Source organism: Actinospineispora spinosispora DSM 44797, assembly GCF_000429025.1.
GTDB classification, from domain to species: domain Bacteria; phylum Actinomycetota; class Actinomycetes; order Mycobacteriales; family Pseudonocardiaceae; genus Pseudonocardia; species Pseudonocardia spinosispora.
In genome coordinates, this window is the sequence record NZ_KE386833.1 from 724,963 (window position 1) to 742,305 (window position 17,343).

Consider the following 17,343-nt stretch of genomic DNA (forward strand, 5'->3'; position numbering starts at 1 on the left):
GCATATCGGGATCCACTTCGCATACCGCACAACCTGTGCGGAGTGCAGCTTAGGTGTGCGAAGCCGGGCCGGGGGCGAGCGGCATGGGGTGGGGGTGGTCTGCCAGGGACAGGGCCGGCCTTCGGGTTATCCGGTGGCCCAGGAAGACCGGGCGGTTGGCGTGGCCCAGCAGGAGAGGGAGCAGCTCGTCTGCTCGGACCTGGCCGTACCAGCCCCGGTGTGCCGGCTTCTCGCCGAACTCGGACACGTCGTCCGCGCGTACCGTCGGGCCCGAGACGACCAGCGGGGTCGGCTCGCCCGCGTGCATCAGGCCGTGGGTCGAGGGCGTGGCATGGTCGCCGGTGACCGCGATGATCGCGTCGTCCGCCAGGTGGAGCAGGTCCGCCAGCCCACGGTCGATCGCCTCCAGTGCGTCCCGCTTGGCGTAGGGCAGTTTGCTGTGGCCCGCCTCGTCGGTCGCCTTCGTGTGGACGTGCACGAACCGGGCACCGTCGGCGATCAGCCGCTCGGCCGCCTGTACCCGCGCGGCGAGGTCCGTCGTCAGATCGGGAACGGGGGACAGGTGGGTCGAGGACATACCGAGCGTGGCCGCCAGTCCTCGGTACAGCCTGGTGCTGGTGACCAGCGCACCGGCGATCCCGACCTGCTCGACGAAGCTCGGCAGCTCCCGGTGGGTGCCCGCCCATTTCGTCGTCAGCACGTCCAGGGCGGGAAGGCCGCGTGTCCGTCGCGCGGCGTTGACCTCACTGACCAGCAGCTGATCGCGGGCGGTCGCCAGTACCTCGGTCAGCTTGTCGGCGAACGCCGAACCGTGCTCGCTGGTCGCCACCGGGCGCAGCCAGGGGTGGAATGTCTCGAAGAACGGGTCCGAGTCCGTGATGTCGGCGTTCGGGTACCCGGGCGCGGTCAGCACGGCCTCGCCTCGGCCACCGAGCGGGTCCAGCCGGACGCCGTCGAGGACGGCGTCGAGCTCGGCCAGGAGCGCGGTCGCGTCGGCCTCGTCGTCCCGTCCCGCGCGGCCGGTGATCCACAGCAGCTCACCGTCCCGGTGGGAGGTCCGCAGAGCGGCGTGCGCGAGAGCGGTGTCCCGGGGGACCGACAGCCCGGCACCGAGCGCCTCCAGCACCGCGCGGCCGGGGAACGGGACGTCGGAGAACCCGAACATCGCCCAGTGCGCGAGCTCCGAGGTGGGGGCTCGCCCCCAGCCGAACGGCAGGTGCCAGCCGCTTGCGCCGCGCAGCGCCAGCGCGTCGAGGTTCGGGGTGTGCGCGGCCTCGGACGGAGTGCACCCGCCGAGCTCCGGGATCGGCCGGTCGCCGAGCCCGTCGAGCACGACCAGGATGATCGGGAGGCGGTCGTCGTCGAGACGGGGCTGGGTCTCGCCGTGGCCGGGTGGTCTCACGGCCGGTCCTCCTTCGTCGTGTGGGGCAACAGCGCGCGGAGCACCGGGACCACCGCTTCGGGCGTCAGCTCCTCCCAGCCGGCGCCCTGCTCGATGCGTGCCCGGATGTCGGAGGAGGACAGTCTCCCCTCGGGATCGCCGTCGAGCACGCGAACCGGGTAGCCGGCGTCGGCGAGCAGCCGTGCCTTGTGCCGTTCCCAGTCGCTGTAGGCGCGCACCAGCTGGCGCGCGTGCAGCGGCACGTACTCGGGCCAGTGCTCCGGCCGGGTCAGGTCGAACGGAACGATCGTGGTGCGCTCGGTGAGACCGCGCGCGGCCAGCGCGGCGGCCAGCAACCGCGCCCGTTCGTAGTAGGTGAACGGGTTGGCCGAGCGACGGTGACGATGGTCGGAGGTCACCTCCCGATGGCGTGCTCCGAGGTCGGGATTGGTGATCGCCACGATCAGCCCGTCCGCGTCGTTCAATGCGATCTCGAACAGCTCGAGGTGCTGGGCATGGACGGGCTGGAAGCGGCCGGTGACGCAGACCAGGCCCGTCACCGGGTGCCACCGGCAGCCACGGCGCCGGGTTCCCCGTCGATGAGCTCCCCGATCACCGCCGACCGAGGGTCCCCGCGTTCGCGCAGCCGGGCCACCACCTGGTCGGCGTGCTCGCGCGGGACGGCGAGCAACAGCCCGCCCGAGGTCTGCGCGTCGCAGAGCAGCAGCTGGCGGGTCGGGTCCAGACCGCCGGGATCGAACCAGCCGCTTGCCAGGGCGTTCGCCAGGGTGCGCCGGCTGCCGTCCGGTCCGAAACCTCGTTCGACCAGCTCCGGTACACCGGTGAGAACCGGTACCGCGTCGGCGTGGACCCTGGCCGCGAGGCCGGCCGCCGCCGTCATCTCGTGCAGGTGCCCGACCAGCCCGAAGCCGGTCACATCGGTGCCGCCGCGCAGCCCGAAGTCCCGCGCCACCTCGGCGGCGTCGGCGTTGAGCCGGGTCATCGTCCGCACGGCGTCCCCGACCAGCGTGGGATCGGCCGAGCCGTGTTTCAGCGCGGTGGTGACGACACCGACCCCCAACGGTTTCGTCAGCACCAGCACGTCCCCGGGCCGACCTCCGCCCTTGAGCAGAATCGCGTCCCGCTGCACCTGGCCGACCACCGAGAGCCCGTACTTCGGAGCCGGGTCGACGATGCTGTGTCCGCCCGCGATCACCGCTCCCGCGTCCGTGACGGCCCGGGCCCCGCCCCGTAACACCTCGGTCAGCAGCGCACGGTCCAGCTCCGAGGGCCAGGCCAGCAGGTTGAGAGCCAGCAGCGGTCGCCCACCCATCGCGTACACGTCGGACAGGGCGTTCGTCGCCGCGATGCGTCCCCAGTCGTACGGGTCGTCGACGACCGGGGTGAGGAAATCGCAGGTGGCGACCAGCGAGCCGTCGGCGGGACCGTCGAAGACGGCGGCGTCGTCGGCCGGGTCGAGCCCGACCCTCAGCGCACCGCCCGGCCCGGCGAACGCACCGTCGGCGCGGAGATCGGCCATGACGTCACCGAGCAGGGACTGAGGCATCTTGCACGCACAGCCACCGCCGGGCGAGTAGCTGGTCAGCGGTCGGGCCGGAACGGTCACGACACCTGTTCCCGGTCACGCAGCAGTCCCCGGGCGATCGCGTTGCGCTGGATCTCCACGGTCCCGGCCGGGATGCGGAGGTTGCGCGCGAGCCGGAACAGTTTCTCCTCCGGAGAGCCCAGCAGCAGCCCGCGCGCGCCGCGCGCCTGGACCGCGTTGTCGGCGACCCGGTAGAACGACTCGTCGTTGATGACCTTCACCAGGCTGATCAGCCTGGGTGCGTCGTGGTGGAGCGGGATGTCGAACGGCCCCAGCCGGTCCAGCTCGGCCTGCGCGATGAGCGAGGTGGCCCTGGCCTGGTAGATGGCCGCGTCCATGTCCGCCAGCAGGTGCTGCACAGCCTGCAGCGACCCGATCGGCTTGCCTCCGGACATGCGCTGCCGCGTGTAGTCCAGGGCGCGGTCGAGCAGCCATGCGCCCCAGCCCGCGCACATGCCTCCCCGGCAGAGCCGACGCCAGTTGATCCACGACATGGCCAGTGCGAACCCGTCGCCGATCTCGCCGACGATGTTCTCAGCGGGTACCCGGACGTCGGTGAACTCCAGCTCGCCGGTCAGCCCGTCGTTCAACATCGTCGGAATGTCGCGGCCGCGACGGAAGCCTTCGGCAGCCGCGTCGACCAGGAACATCGACAGCGACCGCGTTCCGGCGCCGGGCTCGGTGACCGCGACCACCTGGATGACATCGGCGAAGTGCGCGTTGGTGATCCAGGACTTGTGGCCGTTGAGGATCCAGTCGGAGCCGTCGCGGGTGGCGGTGGTCGACATGGCCAGCACGTCGGACCCGACGTCGGGTTCGGTGTTGGCGAAGGCGGCGGTGATCTCGCCGTTCATCAACGGGGTCAGGTACTGCTCGCGGGCCGTCTCCGAGCAGTGCTCGACCGCGGGGTTCGGTCCTTCGGTCCAGGCCAGGGCGGCCAGGCCGAGTCCCAGTCCGGACTCCCGGTAGACGAACTCCTCGACGTGGTGCATCTCCACCCGGGACAGTCCGCCACCACCGGCGGCCTCGCTGTTGTGCGGCGTGTAGAGGCCGGCGCTCGCCGCGCGGCGCTGGACCTCCCGTCGTGCCTGCCACACCTGTGGATGCATGCGGCCCGACTCGTCCAGGTGCGGCTGCCATGCGGTCCCGGCTCCCGCCGAGGCGAGCTGCTCCTCGAGCGGCGTGACCTCGTCGTGGAGGAATCGGCGGAAGCGCGCGGTGTAGTCGCGGACCCGGTCGGTGACGCCGACGCCTTCAGCGGCCATCGAGTTCCACTCCCTTGTGAACATCATTCATTTTATTGAACCTCGTTCGCACGCTAGCATCACGGACCGCTGACCGGAAGGAACGATGCATGTCGGAGGGCACTCGCGCGGATCGACGCGAGGCAGTCGGGAACCTGAAGCGGGGAATCATCCTGGAGGCCGCGCTCCGGGTCTTCGCCACGCACGGACTGCGCGGCGCGAGCATGCGGGCGATCGCCACGGAGGCCGGCTACGTGCCGGGCGCGATCTACGCCTACTTCCCGAGCAAGGAACACATCTACGCGGCCGCGCTGAGCGAGTCACTGACCCGACTGCGGGACGCGACCGAGACCGCGGCCTCGACCGCCGCCGACGCCCAGGGCCGAGTGGTCGCCGCGGGCCTGGCCTTCTTCGACTTCTACGACGCGAACCCGCGCGACCTCGACCTCGGCTTCTACCTGTTCGGCGGTGGAATCCAGCCGCGCGGGCTGTCCGAGGAGCTCAACCGGGAGCTCAACGCCGCGCTGCTCGCCACACTCGATCCGCTGCGCCGCGCCGCCGTCGAGCTGGGCGCGGACGCGGCCACGGCGACCGCACTGACCGCGGACGCGTTCGCCCATGCCTCGGGCCTGCTGCTACTGGTCCACACCCGCCGCCTGGAGCTGTTCGACCTGGATGCGAGGTCCCTGATGCGCCGCCACCTGGAGCACCTCTCAACCCGCACCGGGCCCGCCTGAGCCACGCCGCGTCGTCCGCCGGAACTGGTCCGGTCAGCGGGATACGCATGGACCCGGAGCGTGTTCTCTTGCCAGACTGCTCGGAATGGCGGGACCCGAGACGCTCCTGGATGTGCTGGCCCGGCGCGCGGTCGACGACCCCGATGCCGAGCTGCTCCGCTTCGGCGACGATCCCTGGTTGCGGGTCGGGCAGATCGACGAGGGCGCGCGTGATCTCGCCGCTCGGCTGGCGCCTCTCATCGGGCGCGGTGACCGGGTAGCCACGTGTCTGCGGCCGGGCCGCGTCAGCGTGGAGCTGATCTTCGGGCTGGCGATGCTCGGCGCGGTCGAGGTGCCGCTCGCGCTCGACGTCACCGAGTCCGCCGCCCGCGCGGTACTGAACGCGGCGCGGGTCGACCTGGTCGTGGTGGGCACCGGGGCGCTGGCGGGTAACAGCGCGTTGGCCGGTGTGCTCACCGAGGTCCGGACGGTCGTGGGCGTACCGGAGCCGGGCGCGCGCACACCGCCCGACCTGGCGCTGCTCGAAGACCTGCCGCCGGGCGGGTACACCGCGCGGTCACCCGGCCCTGGCGACCCGTTGGCGATCCTGTCCACCTCGGGTACGACCGGCAGGGCCAAGGCCGCCGTGCTGCCGCACTACGCGGCCGTCCGCCACGCCGGAAGGGTGTGCGCGACGATGGGCTACGGCACCGAGGACGTGCTGCTCAACGTCTTCCCGTGGAACCACATCAACGTCCGGCACGCCGCGCTGCTGCCCGCATTGCTCAGCGGGGCACGGCTGATCGCGCGCCCCCGGTTCTCCGCCTCCCGCTTCTGGGACTCCTGTCGCCTCGACGGCGTCACGGCCTTCAACTTCATGGGCGCGATGCTGGCTATCCTCGACCGGCGTCCGCCGGACCTCGGCGACTCCACACATCCCGTTCGTCTCGCCTACGGTGCGCCCGCGCCGATCGAGCTGGCCAGGCGGTTCCACGAACGGTTCGGGGTACGTGCGCTGGAAGCGTACGCGTGTACCGAGCTCGGGGACGTCGCCGCGAACACGGTCGACACCTGGCGACCGGGTTCCGCGGGCCGGGTCGTCCCGGAGTACGAGGTGGCGATCCTCGGCGAGGACGGGAATCCGCTGCCGGTCGGCGAGATCGGACAGATCGCCGCTCGTCCACGGCGGAACGACATGATCTTCGTCGGCTACGCGGGTGACACCGACGCGACGACGGCGGCGCTGCGTGACGGGTGGTTCCGCACCGGCGACCGGGGCCGCCTCGACGCCGACGGCTACCTGTACTTCGCGGGCAGGCACGCCGACGTGGTGCGTCGCCGGGGCGAGAACATCGCGAGCTGGGACGTCGAGCAGGTGATCGCCGCGATGCCGGGTGTCGTGGACGTCGCCGCCGTCGCGGTGCCGTCCGAGCTGACCGAGGACGAGGTCCTGGTCGCGCTGAGCATCGTCGCGGGTGCCGGAGTGGACGGGTCCTCGGTGCGGGAATGGTGCCGGACCCGGCTGCCGCGCCATGCGCTGCCCAGGTTCGTCCGGATCGTGCCCGACCTGCCGCGCAACCCGAACGGCAAGGTGCTCAAACACGTCCTGGCCGACCACGGCCCGGACGAGCAGACCTGGGACGCGGAACGCCAGGTCACGTACCGGCGGTGAGCGTCGCGGCGACCGCGCGGCACTCCTCGCCGAATGCGAGCACGCGCCGGTTGGGGCGGATGTTCGCGACCTGGATGAGCCCGAGCACGACCGGCTCGGCGTCGGTGATCGCCACCTCGTGGGTCCGGCCGCCCTCGGTGCCGGGTGTGCGGGGTCGCTGGTTCAGGATGGTGAACGCCTCACCGGCCGCCACCAGCGCGCGCATCGTCTCGAAGCTGGTGGTCCGGATGATCTCCGGTGGCCTCGCTCCGGCGCGGGCGAGCATCCCGAGCATGAAACGGCTGGACTCGGGCAGATCCAGCATGATCATCGGGAACCGGGAGAGCTGGGACAGTGTCGCCTCGGACCGACCGGCCAGCGGGTGCCGTTCGGACACCAGTGCGTAGGGCCGAAGCTGGGCGAGGTGCTCGAACGCCATGTCGTCGCCGAGGTCGAGACGGTAGGTCAGGGCGATCTCACACGCGCCGCTGCGCAGCAGGTCGTGCAGGCCGGCCCCGTCGGTCTCGTGCACCTGGACCCGCAGGCCGGCGTGCCGTGACCGCAGCCGGGTGAGGACCGGCGGCAGGTAGAACGGCGCGAGCGTGACGAAGCAACCCGCGTGCAGCTCACCGGACAGGCTGCCCTGCAGGCTCCGCGCGTTCTCCTGGAAGGCGAGGGCGTCGTGCAACAACGTCCGCGCTTCGTCGAGCAACCGACGTCCGTTGGCGGACAGCGAGACGCCGCGCGCGTGATGGCGGATGAACAGGTCGCACCCGAGCTCCCGTTCCAGCCGGTGGATCGCCGACGACATCGCGGACTGGGAGGCGTGCAGCTGCTGCGCGGCCGTCGAGATGCTGCCGGTCTCGGCGGTGGCGATGAAGTACTGCAGCTGCGCGAGCGTGAATCGAGGTCTCGGATATGCCATGTGACCTGCCTGGATCGTGGGATGCGATGCAGCGTAGCGAGAAGACGCGATTTCGCCGGCGGCGTGGCCGGGCCAACACTGAAGCCGGCGAACTTCGGTGCGGAAGGGCGGGACGATGACCGGACAGGACGTGAACCTCGCTCGTCCCGAGCTTCGGACGGCGTACGTGGCGGCCATGGCACGGACCGCGGCGGCGGTCACGGTGGTGACCACCGACGGCCTCGCGGGGCGGTTCGGGCAGACGGTCAGCGCCGCGACCTCGGTCACGGCGGACCCGCCGACGCTGCTCGTCTGCCTGTACCGCACGACCTCGGTCGCCGAGGCGGTCCGGGCGAACGGCTGTTTTGCGGTGAACGTGCTGGGCCCCGATCAGCGAGGTGTCTCCGACACGTTCGCCGGCCGAGGTGGCGCGGCCGGCCGGTACGTGTTCGACGAGGGCTGGCACACGGTGCGGACCGGCTCGCCGGTGTACCCGTCGGTGCCCGCCGCGTTCGACTGCGTGCTGAGCGACTCGCTGGTCGTCGGAACCCACGTCGTGTTCGTCGGCCGTGTCATCGCCGTCGAGTCGACCGAGGCGGAGGGGCTCACCTACCGCGACCGCGGCTACGGCCGGCACATCCCTGAACCGAACTGATTGCGTGGGAGGAGTCCGATGAAGCAGTGTCTGAGCGAACGTCAGCAGGAGTTCGTCGATCTGGCGGGCACGCTCGCCGACGTCTTCGCCGAGCGCGCCCAGCGCCACGACCAGGACAACACGTTCCCGTTCGAGAACTACGACGACATGCGGGCGAGCGGGTTCCTGCGGTTGACGTTGCCCGAGGAGCTGGGCGGCCGGGGCGCCACCCAGGCGGAGGCGATTCCGGCGATCGAGCGCCTGGCGATGGGTGACGGCGCGACGGCGCTCGCGGTCAACATGCACCTCTCGCCACTCGGGCAGTGGTCGGCGGTGTGGCGCCGCACCCGGGACCCGAAACTGGCCGAGTTCCTGCGCGCGGCCGCCGAGGACCGGCTCGTCTGGGCGGCGGTGACCAGCGAGATCGGCAGCCCGAACCTGATGACCGATGCGCGGACCACGGCCAGGAAGGTGGACGGCGGGTTCCTGGTCAACGGCCGGAAGAACTTCGGCACCAACACCTCGGTGGCGACCCACTGCTCGACCACCGCGCGCTACGAGGACCCGGTCCGGGGGCCGCGCCTGCTGCTGATGCGCGTCGAGCTGGCCGATCCAGCGGTCACCATCCACCAGAACTGGGACATGATGGGGATGCGCGGCACCCAGAGCAACGACGTGGAGTTCACCGACCTGTACGTGCCGGACGAGGCCGTGGTCCACTCGCTGCCCGTCGGACACCTCGACGCGCGGGTGTTCGAGACCGTGTTCGCCTGGGCGATGCCCGCGTTCGGCGCGGTGTACAACGGCATCGCGGTCGGTGCGCTGGGCTGGGCGACGCGTCAGGTCGTCCGGCGGGGCATCGCGACCCAGCCGCTCATCATGGACACCTTGGCCAGGGCGGAGATCCTGGTCGAGCAGTCCCGGTCGGTGTTGTACCGGCACGCCGAGGAGGCCACGGCCGGGCGGATGTTCGCCCAGCTCAGCGTCCAGGAAGGGCTCGCGCGCTGTGCGCTGGTCAAGTACGTGTGCGCCAACAACGCGGTCGAGGTCATGACGACGCTCGTCGAGGTTGTCGGCGGCGCCGCCTACGTGCGGAAGCTGCCGTTCGAGCGCATGTGGCGCGACGTCCAGGCCGGTCCGTTCATGCCGTTCGCCAACCACGCCGCGCGCGAGCTGATCGGCGCGACCTCGGTCGGCGTCGAGCTGGCCCCGGCGATCGGCTTCGACGAGACCGGGCCGGACAGCAGGCCCCGGACCACCGCAACCCGAGAAGGAGTGGCATGAGCGCGCAGGACTACCGGGAGGATTCCCGCAAGGCGATCCGGACGCTGTTCTGCATCGGGGTGCGGGACGCGTTCTTCGCCACCGACGCGGCGGAGCGGGCGCTGGTGATCGACGAGTCGAGGCGCGCGTTCGCCGACCTGGCCGGGCGCTTCGGTGTGCGGGTCCTCGGCACGATGGACGACGACGAGGTCATGGTCGGCCCGTCGACGACGTTCCCCTGGACCGCCTACATCCTCGCCGACATCCCGGACTACGCGACCGCGGCGCGGGTGTGTTCCATCCTGCGCGACCACCCGGTGGGCGAGGTGCGGCTCTGGCACTACTTCACGATCCAGGCCCGGCTCGGGCGCCCGCTGTTCTTCGGGAACGAGTGATGGCGGACCCGAGCAGGACCGCGGTGGTGACCGGCGCGGGCAGAGGGCTCGGCGCGGCCGCTGCCGTCGAGCTGCACCGCCGCGGACATCGGGTGGCGCTGCTCGACCTCGACGGCGAGAGCGCTCGCCGGGTCGCGGACACGCTGGACCCGGACGGACGGACGGCGATCGGCATCGCGGTCGACGTGCGGGACGAACGGGCGGTCCAGGTGGCCTGCGACGAGGCACGGGACCGGCTCGGTGAGCCCGATGTGCTGGTCAACAACGCGGCGCGCACGGTGTCGCGCTCGGTCTGGGACATCGAGCTGGACGAGTGGGACGACGTGCTCGCCACCAACCTGCGCAGCGTGCTCGTCACCACGAGACGACTCGCTCCCGGCATGCGGGAGCGGGGCTGGGGACGAATCGTCAACATGGCGTCGCTCGCCGGCCAGCAGGGCGGCCTGGTCGCGGGTGCGCACTACGCGTCGTCGAAGGCCGGCATCCTGGTGCTCACCAAGATCTTCGCGCGTGAGCTGGCCTCGACCGGTGTCACGGTGAACGCGGTGGCACCCGCCGCGATCCGCGGCCCGGTGATGGACGGAATGGACCCCGAGCAGCTCGATCGCGCACTCGCGGCGATCCCGGTCGGGCGGTTCGGCACCGCCGAGGAGGTCGCGGGCCTGGTTGCGTACCTGTGCGGCGAGCAGGCGGGCTACCTCACCGGCACGACCGTCGACGTCAACGGCGGCCTGTTCATGCGGTGAGTTCGCTGGGCAGACCGGATCACTTCGCACCGAGCGGCCACCGACCTAGCGTCGGCGCCGAGCGCCCCGACGATGAGGAGATCACGTGTCCGAACCGCGGGTTCTGGATCTGACCGACGAACTGGCCTTCCAGGGCGCCCGGCTGCTGGTGGGGCTCGGTGCGGATGTCGTCCGGGTCGACGAGCCCGCCGAACCGGACGGCGCCGCCACCGTGCACTGGCACGCGGGGAAGCGCTGGGTTCGGCTCGCGCCGGGGGATCGGCCCCTGGACGAGCTCGCCGCCCGGGCCGACATCGTGCTGGAGAGCGGACCGGTGGCGGCACTGCGTGGGCTGCGACCCGACGGCACGTCCCGGTGGCCGCACGCCGTGCACGTCGTGGTGACGCCCTTCGGGCTGACCGGTCCACACCGCGACCGGGTCGCCGACGACCTGGTGCTCGCCGCCGCCGGCGGTATGGCCTGGCTCGGTGGCCGCGCGGACGGGCCCCCGATGCCGCCACCGCGCGCGCAGGCCGTGCAGGTCGCGGGCGCGCACGCGGCGGTGGCCGCGATGCTCGGCGTGCTGGCCCGCGACCGGATCGGGTCCGGCCAGCTGGTGGACGTCTCCGCGCAGGAAGCGGTGGCCGCGACGCTCGAGACCGCGGCCATCAGCTGGATTCACGCGGGCCACTACCCGGTGCGCAACGGCGGTGTGTACCAGCACGTGGCCCACCGGATCTTCGCGGCGGCGGACGGATACGTGGCGGGCGGGTACTCGGGAAGCAACCGCATGTGGACCGACCTGCTCGCCTGGCTCGACGAGGAGGGCGAGGCCGGGGACCTGCTCGACGAGCGGTGGGCCGACCCGGTGACCCGCTGGCGGGAACGTCCGCACGTGGACGACGTGGTCGGGCGGTTCGTCGCGAAGCGATCCGCGCGAGACATGGCCGAGCGGGGCCGGGAGCGTGCGTTGCCGTGGGCAGAGGTCGTCGAGCCCGCCCGGCTGGTGGAGAACCCGCAGCTGCTCGATCGGCGGTTCTTCGTCACGGTGACCGGGGACGGACTACCCGGCGGCGCGGTGCGAGATGTGGGTTTCCCGTTCGAGTCACCCGGTCTGCCCAGGCCGGTGCGTCTCGACGCACTACGGGAAGCGCAGGCCACGCCGTGGGGCTCGCCGCGGCCGCGCGAGGGCGACCGTCGCGCGACGGGGCCCGGTGGCGCGCTGGGCGGGTTGCGGGTTCTGGACCTGACCTGGGTGCTCGCCGGCCCCTACGCGACCAAGATCCTTGCCGAACACGGCGCCGAGATCATCAAGATCGAGTCGAGACACCGCCAGGACCCGACCCGGTTCGCGCCGTCGATGCGGCTGCGCCCGGACGCGGGCCCCGACGACAGCGGCTACTTCCTGAACTTCAACCGGGGCAAACGCAGCGTCGCGCTCAACCTGCGTACCGAGCAGGGACAGCAGCTGCTACGCGACCTGGTCGCGCACTGCGACGTCGTCGTGGAGAACTTCAGCCCGGGCGTGCTCGACCGATGGGGCATGGACTACACCTCGCTGACCAAGCTCAATCCCGAGGTGATCCTGGTGTCGATGGCCGGGGTCGGCCAGACCGGGCCGTGGCGCGACGCCGTGACGTTCGCCGACACGCTCGCCGCCATGTCCGGCCTGTCGAGCGAGATGCGGGATCCCGGTGGCGCACCTCAAGGCCTGACGTTCGGTCTGGGTGACATGGTGGCGGCGAACGCGGCGGTGCTCGCCACGCTGGACCTGCTCTCCCGAGGGCGAGGCCGGCACGTCGACCTCTCGCAGCTGGAGGCGATGGCGGCCACGATGGGCAGCGCCGTCACCGAGACCGCGTTCCCCGGCTTGGCGCTCGACCGGCGCACCGCCGGGCAACCGAACCGCTCGCCCGCGATGGTGCCGCACGGTGTGTACCCGACACATGGCGACGACCGCTGGATCGCGATCGCCGTCCAGGACGACGCACGGTGGCGTGAGCTCGTCGAACTGGTCGGCGCCGAGCACCCCGCCGCACCCGTCGGCGCCGGTCTCGACGACAGACGTGAGGCCGAGGACGAGGTCGACGGCTGGCTCGCCGACTGGACCCGGGACCAACCGAGCAAGGCTCTGGCCGGACGGCTCCAGGCGGTGGGAATCGCCGCCGCACCGGTCGCGTCGGGCCGTGACCTCGTCGAGAACGACGAGCATCTCGCGGCACGCGGGTTCTACCCGGTGCTGCAGCATCCGGTCGCCGGCCCGGTCCGGCACGAGGGCATCGTCGCTCGGCTCACCGCGACTCCGGGCTCGCTGGGCGCACCCGCGCCACTGCTCGGACAGCACACGGCAGCGGTACTGAGCGAACTGCTCGGCATCGGCGAACAACAGCTCGACGGCCTGCGGGCGGCGGGCGCGATCGAATGACACGGGGAGTGGAGATGAGCGGCGGCCAGACGCGGTCGGTTCTGCGGGTCACCCACGACGGGGCGGTGGCGACGGTGCGGATCGACCGGCCTCCGGCCAACGCGGTCGACCCGGCGATGATCCAGGAGTTCCTCGCGGTCCTTCCGTCGCTCGCGGCGGACCCGGCGGTCCGGTGCATCGTGATCACCGGGACGGGCCGGTTCTTCGTGGCGGGCGCCGACATCGCCGTCATGCGGGACCTGTCGGCGTCTAACCAGGCGCGGATGCGGCGCTGGATCGACGTGCAACGGGTGATCGAGCTCGCGCCCAAGCCCGTTGTGGCCGCCATGAACGGGCACGCCCTCGGCGGCGGCGCCGAGCTGTCACTGGCTTGTGACCTGCGAATTCTGGCCTCGGAAGCGACGTTCGGGTTCCCGGAGATCGCCCTCGGGCTGTTTCCCGGCGCGGGGGGCAGCCAACGACTGCCCCGGCTCGTCGGGCCGCACCTCGCCCGCCGCCTGATGATCGAGGGAGAGCGCCTGTCCGCCTCCCGCGCTCTGGAGCTGGGACTCGTGGACTCGGTGGTGGACGCCGACGCGTTCGACGCCGCGGTCACCGAGCAGGCCCAGCGGCTGGCCGCCAAGCCGACCAGGGCGATCGGCCTGCTCAAGTGCGTGGTCGACGAGGGCTTCGGCCTACCCATCGAGGACGCGTTGGAACGGGAGGAAACGGGGGTGCAGGCACTCATGGGCACCCTGGATGCCGCGGAGGGACTGCAGGCTTTCCTGGACAAACGCCCCCCGACCTTCACCGGCCGATGACGCGAGGCCGGTCCGGTGAGCGGTCCAGCCTCGGCCGTGCGGACCGCGGTTCGCACAGCGGACCGGACTGCTTGGTCGCGGGACACCCCGATGGTGGACTCGTGTCGATCGCGCTCGGCGCGACGTGCGGAATTGCGAGTACCGAAATGGAGCGGTCATGAGCGAACCGAGCAGGACGGCCACCACCTCGCGTCGCCGCCCGGTCCAGCCCGGAAAGCTTCCCGGCCGGCAGGACTGGTCGACCTGGCCCAATTATCAGGCGGCCGCCGCGGGATTCCGGGGCTATTGGTATCCGGTGTGTTATTCGTCGGCGATCACCGGAAAACCGACCCAGGTGACGATGCTCGGCGAGAAGATCGTGCTGATCCGGGACAACGGCACCGTGTACGGGCTCAAGGACCGGTGCCCGCACCGGGGCGTCCCGCTCAGCGAGGGCAACCAGCAGTTCCCCGGCACGATCTCCTGCCCGTACCACGGCTGGACGTTCGACCTGGGCACCGGTGAGCTGAAGGCCGCGATCACCGACGGGCCCGAGTCACCGATCTGCGGCAAGGTCACCCAGCCGACCTACCCGGTCGCGGAACGGCTCGGCATGGTCTGGGTGTTCATCGGCGACGGTGAGGAGGCGCCGCCGATCGACCAGCACCTCCCCGAGGAGCTCGCGGGCAACGCCGCGGTGGCCGGTTCGCGGATCCAGCGGCGCGTCGGCAACTGGCGGTTCGCGTGCGAGAACGGCTACGACGAGGGGCACGCGAAGTATCTGCACCGCACCTCGCTGTGGCGGCTGTTCAAGGCCATGCCGGTGTGGAACAAGACCCGCATCGAGCGGCGCGGCAGGTGGATCTACCGGGTGCAGCTGGAACAGCACTGGGAGGCGGACTTCCCGGGGCTGGGGCCGTGGAGCAACCAGGCATGGTTCAAGCTGAAACCGCCGAAGAAGGTCGGCAACATCGGTAACACCGGGAGCCACCGCGAGGTCGATCCGGTGATCGCGGAACAGAACTTTCCCGGTTTCGCGTCGGTGGCGATGCCCGGAATACTGCGGATCGTCTACCCGACGTTCATCCATTACGAGTTCTATGCGCCGATCGACGCGGAGAACCATCTGTACGTCGGGATCATGGTCGAATTCCGTCGAGGGCTGAAAGTCCTCCCGTTCTACCTGAAGTACCTCGGTTTCGTCCGCTGGCTCTTCCACGGCCAGTTCTCGGCGCAGGACAAATGGATGGTCGAGGTCACCGACGCACCGCCGGAACGGCTCTACCGGCCGGACGACTCGCTGCTGCAGTGGCGAAAGCTCGCCGAAGAGATCTCCGAGGAGCGGGCCGCGCGACTGCGTGAGTCAGGTGTGGGCTGATGGCGGAGATCGTGGTCGGGGTCGGGGCGTCGCACTCGACGCTGATGAACACCCACTGGGACAAGGTCGTGCACGTCGATCGCGCGGACCGGTTCCGTGCGGCGCTCGGCGAGGCGCGGGACACCGTCGCGGCGGCTCGCCCCGACGTCGCGGTCATCGTCGGGTCGAACCATTTCCGTGGCTTCTGGCTGGACCTGATCCCGGCCTTCACCCTCGGCGTCGGTGAGGTGATCGGCTCCGGTGAGTCGAAGACCCCGTCCGGTCCGCAACGCACCGACCCGGTGTTCGCCCGCGCCCTCGCCGAGCAGCTCGTCGAGCGGGGCACCGAGGTGGCGATCTCGGCGCGACTGCAGATCGACCACGGCCAGACCCACGCCATCCAGTACCTGCTGCGTGAGCTCGACGTCCCGGTCGTGCCGCTGGTCGTCAACGTGTTCGCGGCGCCGCTGCCGCGCGTCGACCGCTGCGTCGAGCTGGGCCGGAACCTGGCCGAGGCGATCGAGGGACTGCCCGGCGGTCGGGTCGCGGTCATCGCTTCCGGCGGGCTGTCCCACCAGCTGCCGTGGCCGTCGGACTGGCGCAACCCGGTCGGCGATGACGAGGAGTTCCTCGTCGAGGCCTGGCTGAACGGGCGAGGAGACTGGGAGCGGTACGACGGACGGCGCCGGGAGATCATCACCGCGGCCCGCCCGGCGATCTTCCCCGAGTTCGACGAAGAGTTCCTCGCGGCACTGGAACGCGGCGAGCTGGAGCAGTACGCCGGGCTGTCCACGTCGGAGATCGAACGCAGAGCGGGCAACGGTGGGCAGGAGCTGCGCAGCTGGCTCATCATGGCCGCCGCGCTCGGCTTCGCGCCGGGCAGGGCGCTCGCCTACGCGGCCATGCCCGAATGGCTGACCGGCATGGGCGTCGCGGTGATCGAACCGTGACCGCGCCCGGCACCGAGGCGCTGCTCGGCGAGGTACTGGGCCGGATCACCGAGGAACGGCTGCGGGCGGCGGCCGTGGATGTCACCGACATCCCCAGCCCCACCGGCAGGGAGGCGCCGCTGGCGCATTGGCTGGCCGACCGGCTGAACCGTGCGGGGCTGGTCGCGCAGGCACAGCACCTCGACGAACACCAGGCGAACGCGGTCGGCAGGCTGCGCGGCAGCGGGCGGGGGCCCGACCTGATGCTGTACGCGCCGATCGACACCCTGACCACCGGCGACGCCGATCTCGACGTGCCGTGGATCGGACCGACACTGCGCCCGGACATGCTGCCCGACGCCGTCGTCGGCGGTCCGTTCGTCACCGGGCTCGGCGCGAGCAACCCGAAGGGGCACGCGGCCTGCATCCTCGTTCTGGCCGAGGCACTCGGTGCCGTCGGAGCCCGGCTCGACGGTGACGTCGTGGTCGCGTTCGGCGCCGGCGGCATGCCCACCAACAGCATCGCCGCGAGCGGCTACCCGGGCCGGGCGAACACCGGCCATGGCGTCGGCTGCTCGTTCCTGCTCGAACGCGGCTGGCACACCGACCGCGCGGTCATCGCCAAACCCGGCGACTTCATCGCGCACGACGAGGTCGGGCTGTGCTGGTTCGAGATCACCGTGCCGGGCATCCACACCTACGTGGGCAGCCGCCATCGCCTGCCCTACGCCAACCCGATCGTCACCGCGGCGACCGTGGTGACGAGGCTGGAATCCTGGCTGGCCGACTACCCGGCCCGTCATCGCACGCCGACGGCGGCCCCGCAGGGGGTGATCGGCGCGATCGCCGGCGGGTGGGAGCGGATGCTCGCGGTCACCCCCGCCGAGTGCCGGATCCGGCTCGACCTGCGGATCGCACCGGGCACGACGCCGGTGGCCGTCCGCCGTGAGCTCGCCTCCTACCTGGCACAGCTGGGGACCGAGCTGGGTGTCGACCTGGGGCTCGACCTCGTCCTGGCCGTTCCCGGCACCCACACGCCGCCGGACTCGCCGTTCGTCCGCGAGGCGATCGACGCGTGGGAACGGACGAACGGACGGCCGCACGAGCCGGTCGCGGACAACAGCGGAGCGACCGACGCCAACATCCTGCGTGCCCGGGGTATCCCGACGGTGCGGGTGGGCATGCCCAAGGTGGTGTCCGACGACTTCGAGGTCGACTTCTCCCGGGGCATGAACACCGTGGACGTCCGTGCGATGCGCCGGCTCTGCGAAGTACTCGCCCGGATCACCCTGTCCACCACCCGGGCCGACGAGACCCACTGACGGAAGGCGACG

The 17,343-nt window shown here is 71.3% G+C and carries 16 protein-coding genes; 11 read left to right on the forward strand and 5 right to left on the reverse strand.

Annotation, left to right across the window (positions count from 1 at the left end; all coding sequences use genetic code 11):
* Positions 1-49: 49 nt before the first annotated feature.
* From G406_RS0127025 to G406_RS0127040, 4 genes are read right to left on the reverse strand one after another with little or no spacing between them, the layout of a single operon-like run.
* The gene (locus G406_RS0127025) at positions 50-1,402 is read right to left on the reverse strand and encodes a BPG-independent phosphoglycerate mutase family protein (protein WP_028936178.1); all 1,353 of its coding nucleotides are present in this window, start codon (positions 1,400-1,402) and stop codon (positions 50-52) included.
* Entirely contained in the window at positions 1,399-1,941 is a 543-nt protein-coding gene (locus tag G406_RS0127030) for an adenylyltransferase/cytidyltransferase family protein (protein WP_028936179.1), read from the reverse strand. The genes G406_RS0127025 and G406_RS0127030 overlap by 4 nt, the downstream gene beginning before the upstream one ends.
* Positions 1,938-3,008 (reverse strand): selenide, water dikinase SelD, encoded by a 1,071-nt coding sequence (gene selD, locus G406_RS0127035; RefSeq protein ID WP_028936180.1) that lies wholly within the window; start codon positions 3,006-3,008, stop codon positions 1,938-1,940. The genes G406_RS0127030 and selD overlap by 4 nt, the downstream gene beginning before the upstream one ends.
* Positions 3,005-4,252 (reverse strand): acyl-CoA dehydrogenase family protein, encoded by a 1,248-nt coding sequence (locus G406_RS0127040; protein WP_028936181.1) that lies wholly within the window; start codon positions 4,250-4,252, stop codon positions 3,005-3,007. Before G406_RS0127040 ends, selD begins: the two co-directional genes overlap by 4 nt.
* Before the next feature lie 89 nt (positions 4,253-4,341).
* On the opposite strand from G406_RS0127040, the gene G406_RS0127045 reads away from it, so the two are divergent.
* Entirely contained in the window at positions 4,342-4,968 is a 627-nt protein-coding gene (locus tag G406_RS0127045) for a TetR/AcrR family transcriptional regulator (protein ID WP_028936182.1), read from the forward strand.
* Positions 4,969-5,053: 85 nt separating this feature from the next.
* Positions 5,054-6,619 (forward strand): AMP-binding protein, encoded by a 1,566-nt coding sequence (locus G406_RS50220; protein WP_051342732.1) that lies wholly within the window; start codon positions 5,054-5,056, stop codon positions 6,617-6,619.
* Here the strand turns inward: G406_RS50220 and G406_RS0127055 are convergent.
* Positions 6,603-7,523 (reverse strand): LysR family transcriptional regulator, encoded by a 921-nt coding sequence (locus tag G406_RS0127055; RefSeq protein ID WP_028936183.1) that lies wholly within the window; start codon positions 7,521-7,523, stop codon positions 6,603-6,605. The two genes, G406_RS50220 and G406_RS0127055, sit on opposite strands and share 17 nt — an antisense overlap.
* 115 nt (positions 7,524-7,638) lie before the next feature.
* Between G406_RS0127055 and G406_RS0127060 the strand changes: the two genes are divergently transcribed.
* The 9 genes from G406_RS0127060 to G406_RS50235 all read left to right on the forward strand — a co-directional run bounded on the left by G406_RS0127060 (position 7,639) and on the right by G406_RS50235 (position 17,331).
* The gene (locus tag G406_RS0127060; RefSeq protein ID WP_051342733.1) at positions 7,639-8,157 is read left to right on the forward strand and encodes a flavin reductase family protein; all 519 of its coding nucleotides are present in this window, start codon (positions 7,639-7,641) and stop codon (positions 8,155-8,157) included.
* An 18-nt stretch (positions 8,158-8,175) separates the two neighbouring features.
* Positions 8,176-9,420 (forward strand): acyl-CoA dehydrogenase family protein, encoded by a 1,245-nt coding sequence (locus tag G406_RS50225; protein ID WP_037078494.1) that lies wholly within the window; start codon positions 8,176-8,178, stop codon positions 9,418-9,420.
* Positions 9,417-9,794 carry a hypothetical protein gene (locus tag G406_RS0127070; RefSeq protein ID WP_028936185.1) on the forward strand — a complete coding sequence of 126 codons (378 nt, stop codon included), beginning with the start codon at positions 9,417-9,419 and terminating at the stop codon, positions 9,792-9,794. Before G406_RS50225 ends, G406_RS0127070 begins: the two co-directional genes overlap by 4 nt.
* Positions 9,794-10,540, forward strand: a complete 747-nt coding sequence (locus G406_RS0127075; RefSeq protein ID WP_028936186.1) for an SDR family oxidoreductase — start codon at positions 9,794-9,796, stop codon at positions 10,538-10,540. Before G406_RS0127070 ends, G406_RS0127075 begins: the two co-directional genes overlap by 1 nt.
* An 85-nt stretch (positions 10,541-10,625) precedes the next feature.
* The gene (locus tag G406_RS0127080) at positions 10,626-12,944 is read left to right on the forward strand and encodes a CaiB/BaiF CoA-transferase family protein (RefSeq protein WP_028936187.1); all 2,319 of its coding nucleotides are present in this window, start codon (positions 10,626-10,628) and stop codon (positions 12,942-12,944) included.
* 14 nt (positions 12,945-12,958) lie between these two features.
* Positions 12,959-13,744 (forward strand): enoyl-CoA hydratase/isomerase family protein, encoded by a 786-nt coding sequence (locus tag G406_RS0127085; RefSeq protein WP_064743088.1) that lies wholly within the window; start codon positions 12,959-12,961, stop codon positions 13,742-13,744.
* A 157-nt stretch (positions 13,745-13,901) separates the two neighbouring features.
* Positions 13,902-15,101, forward strand: a complete 1,200-nt coding sequence (locus G406_RS50230; protein ID WP_051342735.1) for a Rieske 2Fe-2S domain-containing protein — start codon at positions 13,902-13,904, stop codon at positions 15,099-15,101.
* Entirely contained in the window at positions 15,101-16,030 is a 930-nt protein-coding gene (locus tag G406_RS0127095; protein WP_028936189.1) for a DODA-type extradiol aromatic ring-opening family dioxygenase, read from the forward strand. Before G406_RS50230 ends, G406_RS0127095 begins: the two co-directional genes overlap by 1 nt.
* Positions 16,027-17,331: a M20 family metallopeptidase gene (locus G406_RS50235; protein ID WP_051342736.1), complete on the forward strand. Its 1,305-nt coding sequence runs from the start codon at positions 16,027-16,029 to the stop codon at positions 17,329-17,331. The genes G406_RS0127095 and G406_RS50235 overlap by 4 nt, the downstream gene beginning before the upstream one ends.
* Positions 17,332-17,343: the final 12 nt, after the last annotated feature.

Bases quoted from the DNA above. Each gene is read 5' to 3' on its own strand.
- G406_RS0127040 (WP_028936181.1), bottom strand. From the start codon at position 4,252: ATGGCCGCTGAAGGCGTCGGCGTCACCGACCGGGTCCGCGACTACACC.
- G406_RS0127045 (WP_028936182.1), top strand. From the start codon at position 4,342: ATGTCGGAGGGCACTCGCGCGGATCGACGCGAGGCAGTCGGGAACCTG.
- G406_RS50220 (WP_051342732.1), top strand. From the start codon at position 5,054: ATGGCGGGACCCGAGACGCTCCTGGATGTGCTGGCCCGGCGCGCGGTC.
- G406_RS0127055 (WP_028936183.1), bottom strand. From the start codon at position 7,523: ATGGCATATCCGAGACCTCGATTCACGCTCGCGCAGCTGCAGTACTTC.
- G406_RS0127060 (WP_051342733.1), top strand. From the start codon at position 7,639: ATGACCGGACAGGACGTGAACCTCGCTCGTCCCGAGCTTCGGACGGCG.
- G406_RS50225 (WP_037078494.1), top strand. From the start codon at position 8,176: ATGAAGCAGTGTCTGAGCGAACGTCAGCAGGAGTTCGTCGATCTGGCG.
- G406_RS0127070 (WP_028936185.1), top strand. From the start codon at position 9,417: ATGAGCGCGCAGGACTACCGGGAGGATTCCCGCAAGGCGATCCGGACG.
- G406_RS0127075 (WP_028936186.1), top strand. From the start codon at position 9,794: ATGGCGGACCCGAGCAGGACCGCGGTGGTGACCGGCGCGGGCAGAGGG.
- G406_RS0127085 (WP_064743088.1), top strand. From the start codon at position 12,959: ATGAGCGGCGGCCAGACGCGGTCGGTTCTGCGGGTCACCCACGACGGG.
- G406_RS50230 (WP_051342735.1), top strand. From the start codon at position 13,902: ATGAGCGAACCGAGCAGGACGGCCACCACCTCGCGTCGCCGCCCGGTC.
- G406_RS0127095 (WP_028936189.1), top strand. From the start codon at position 15,101: ATGGCGGAGATCGTGGTCGGGGTCGGGGCGTCGCACTCGACGCTGATG.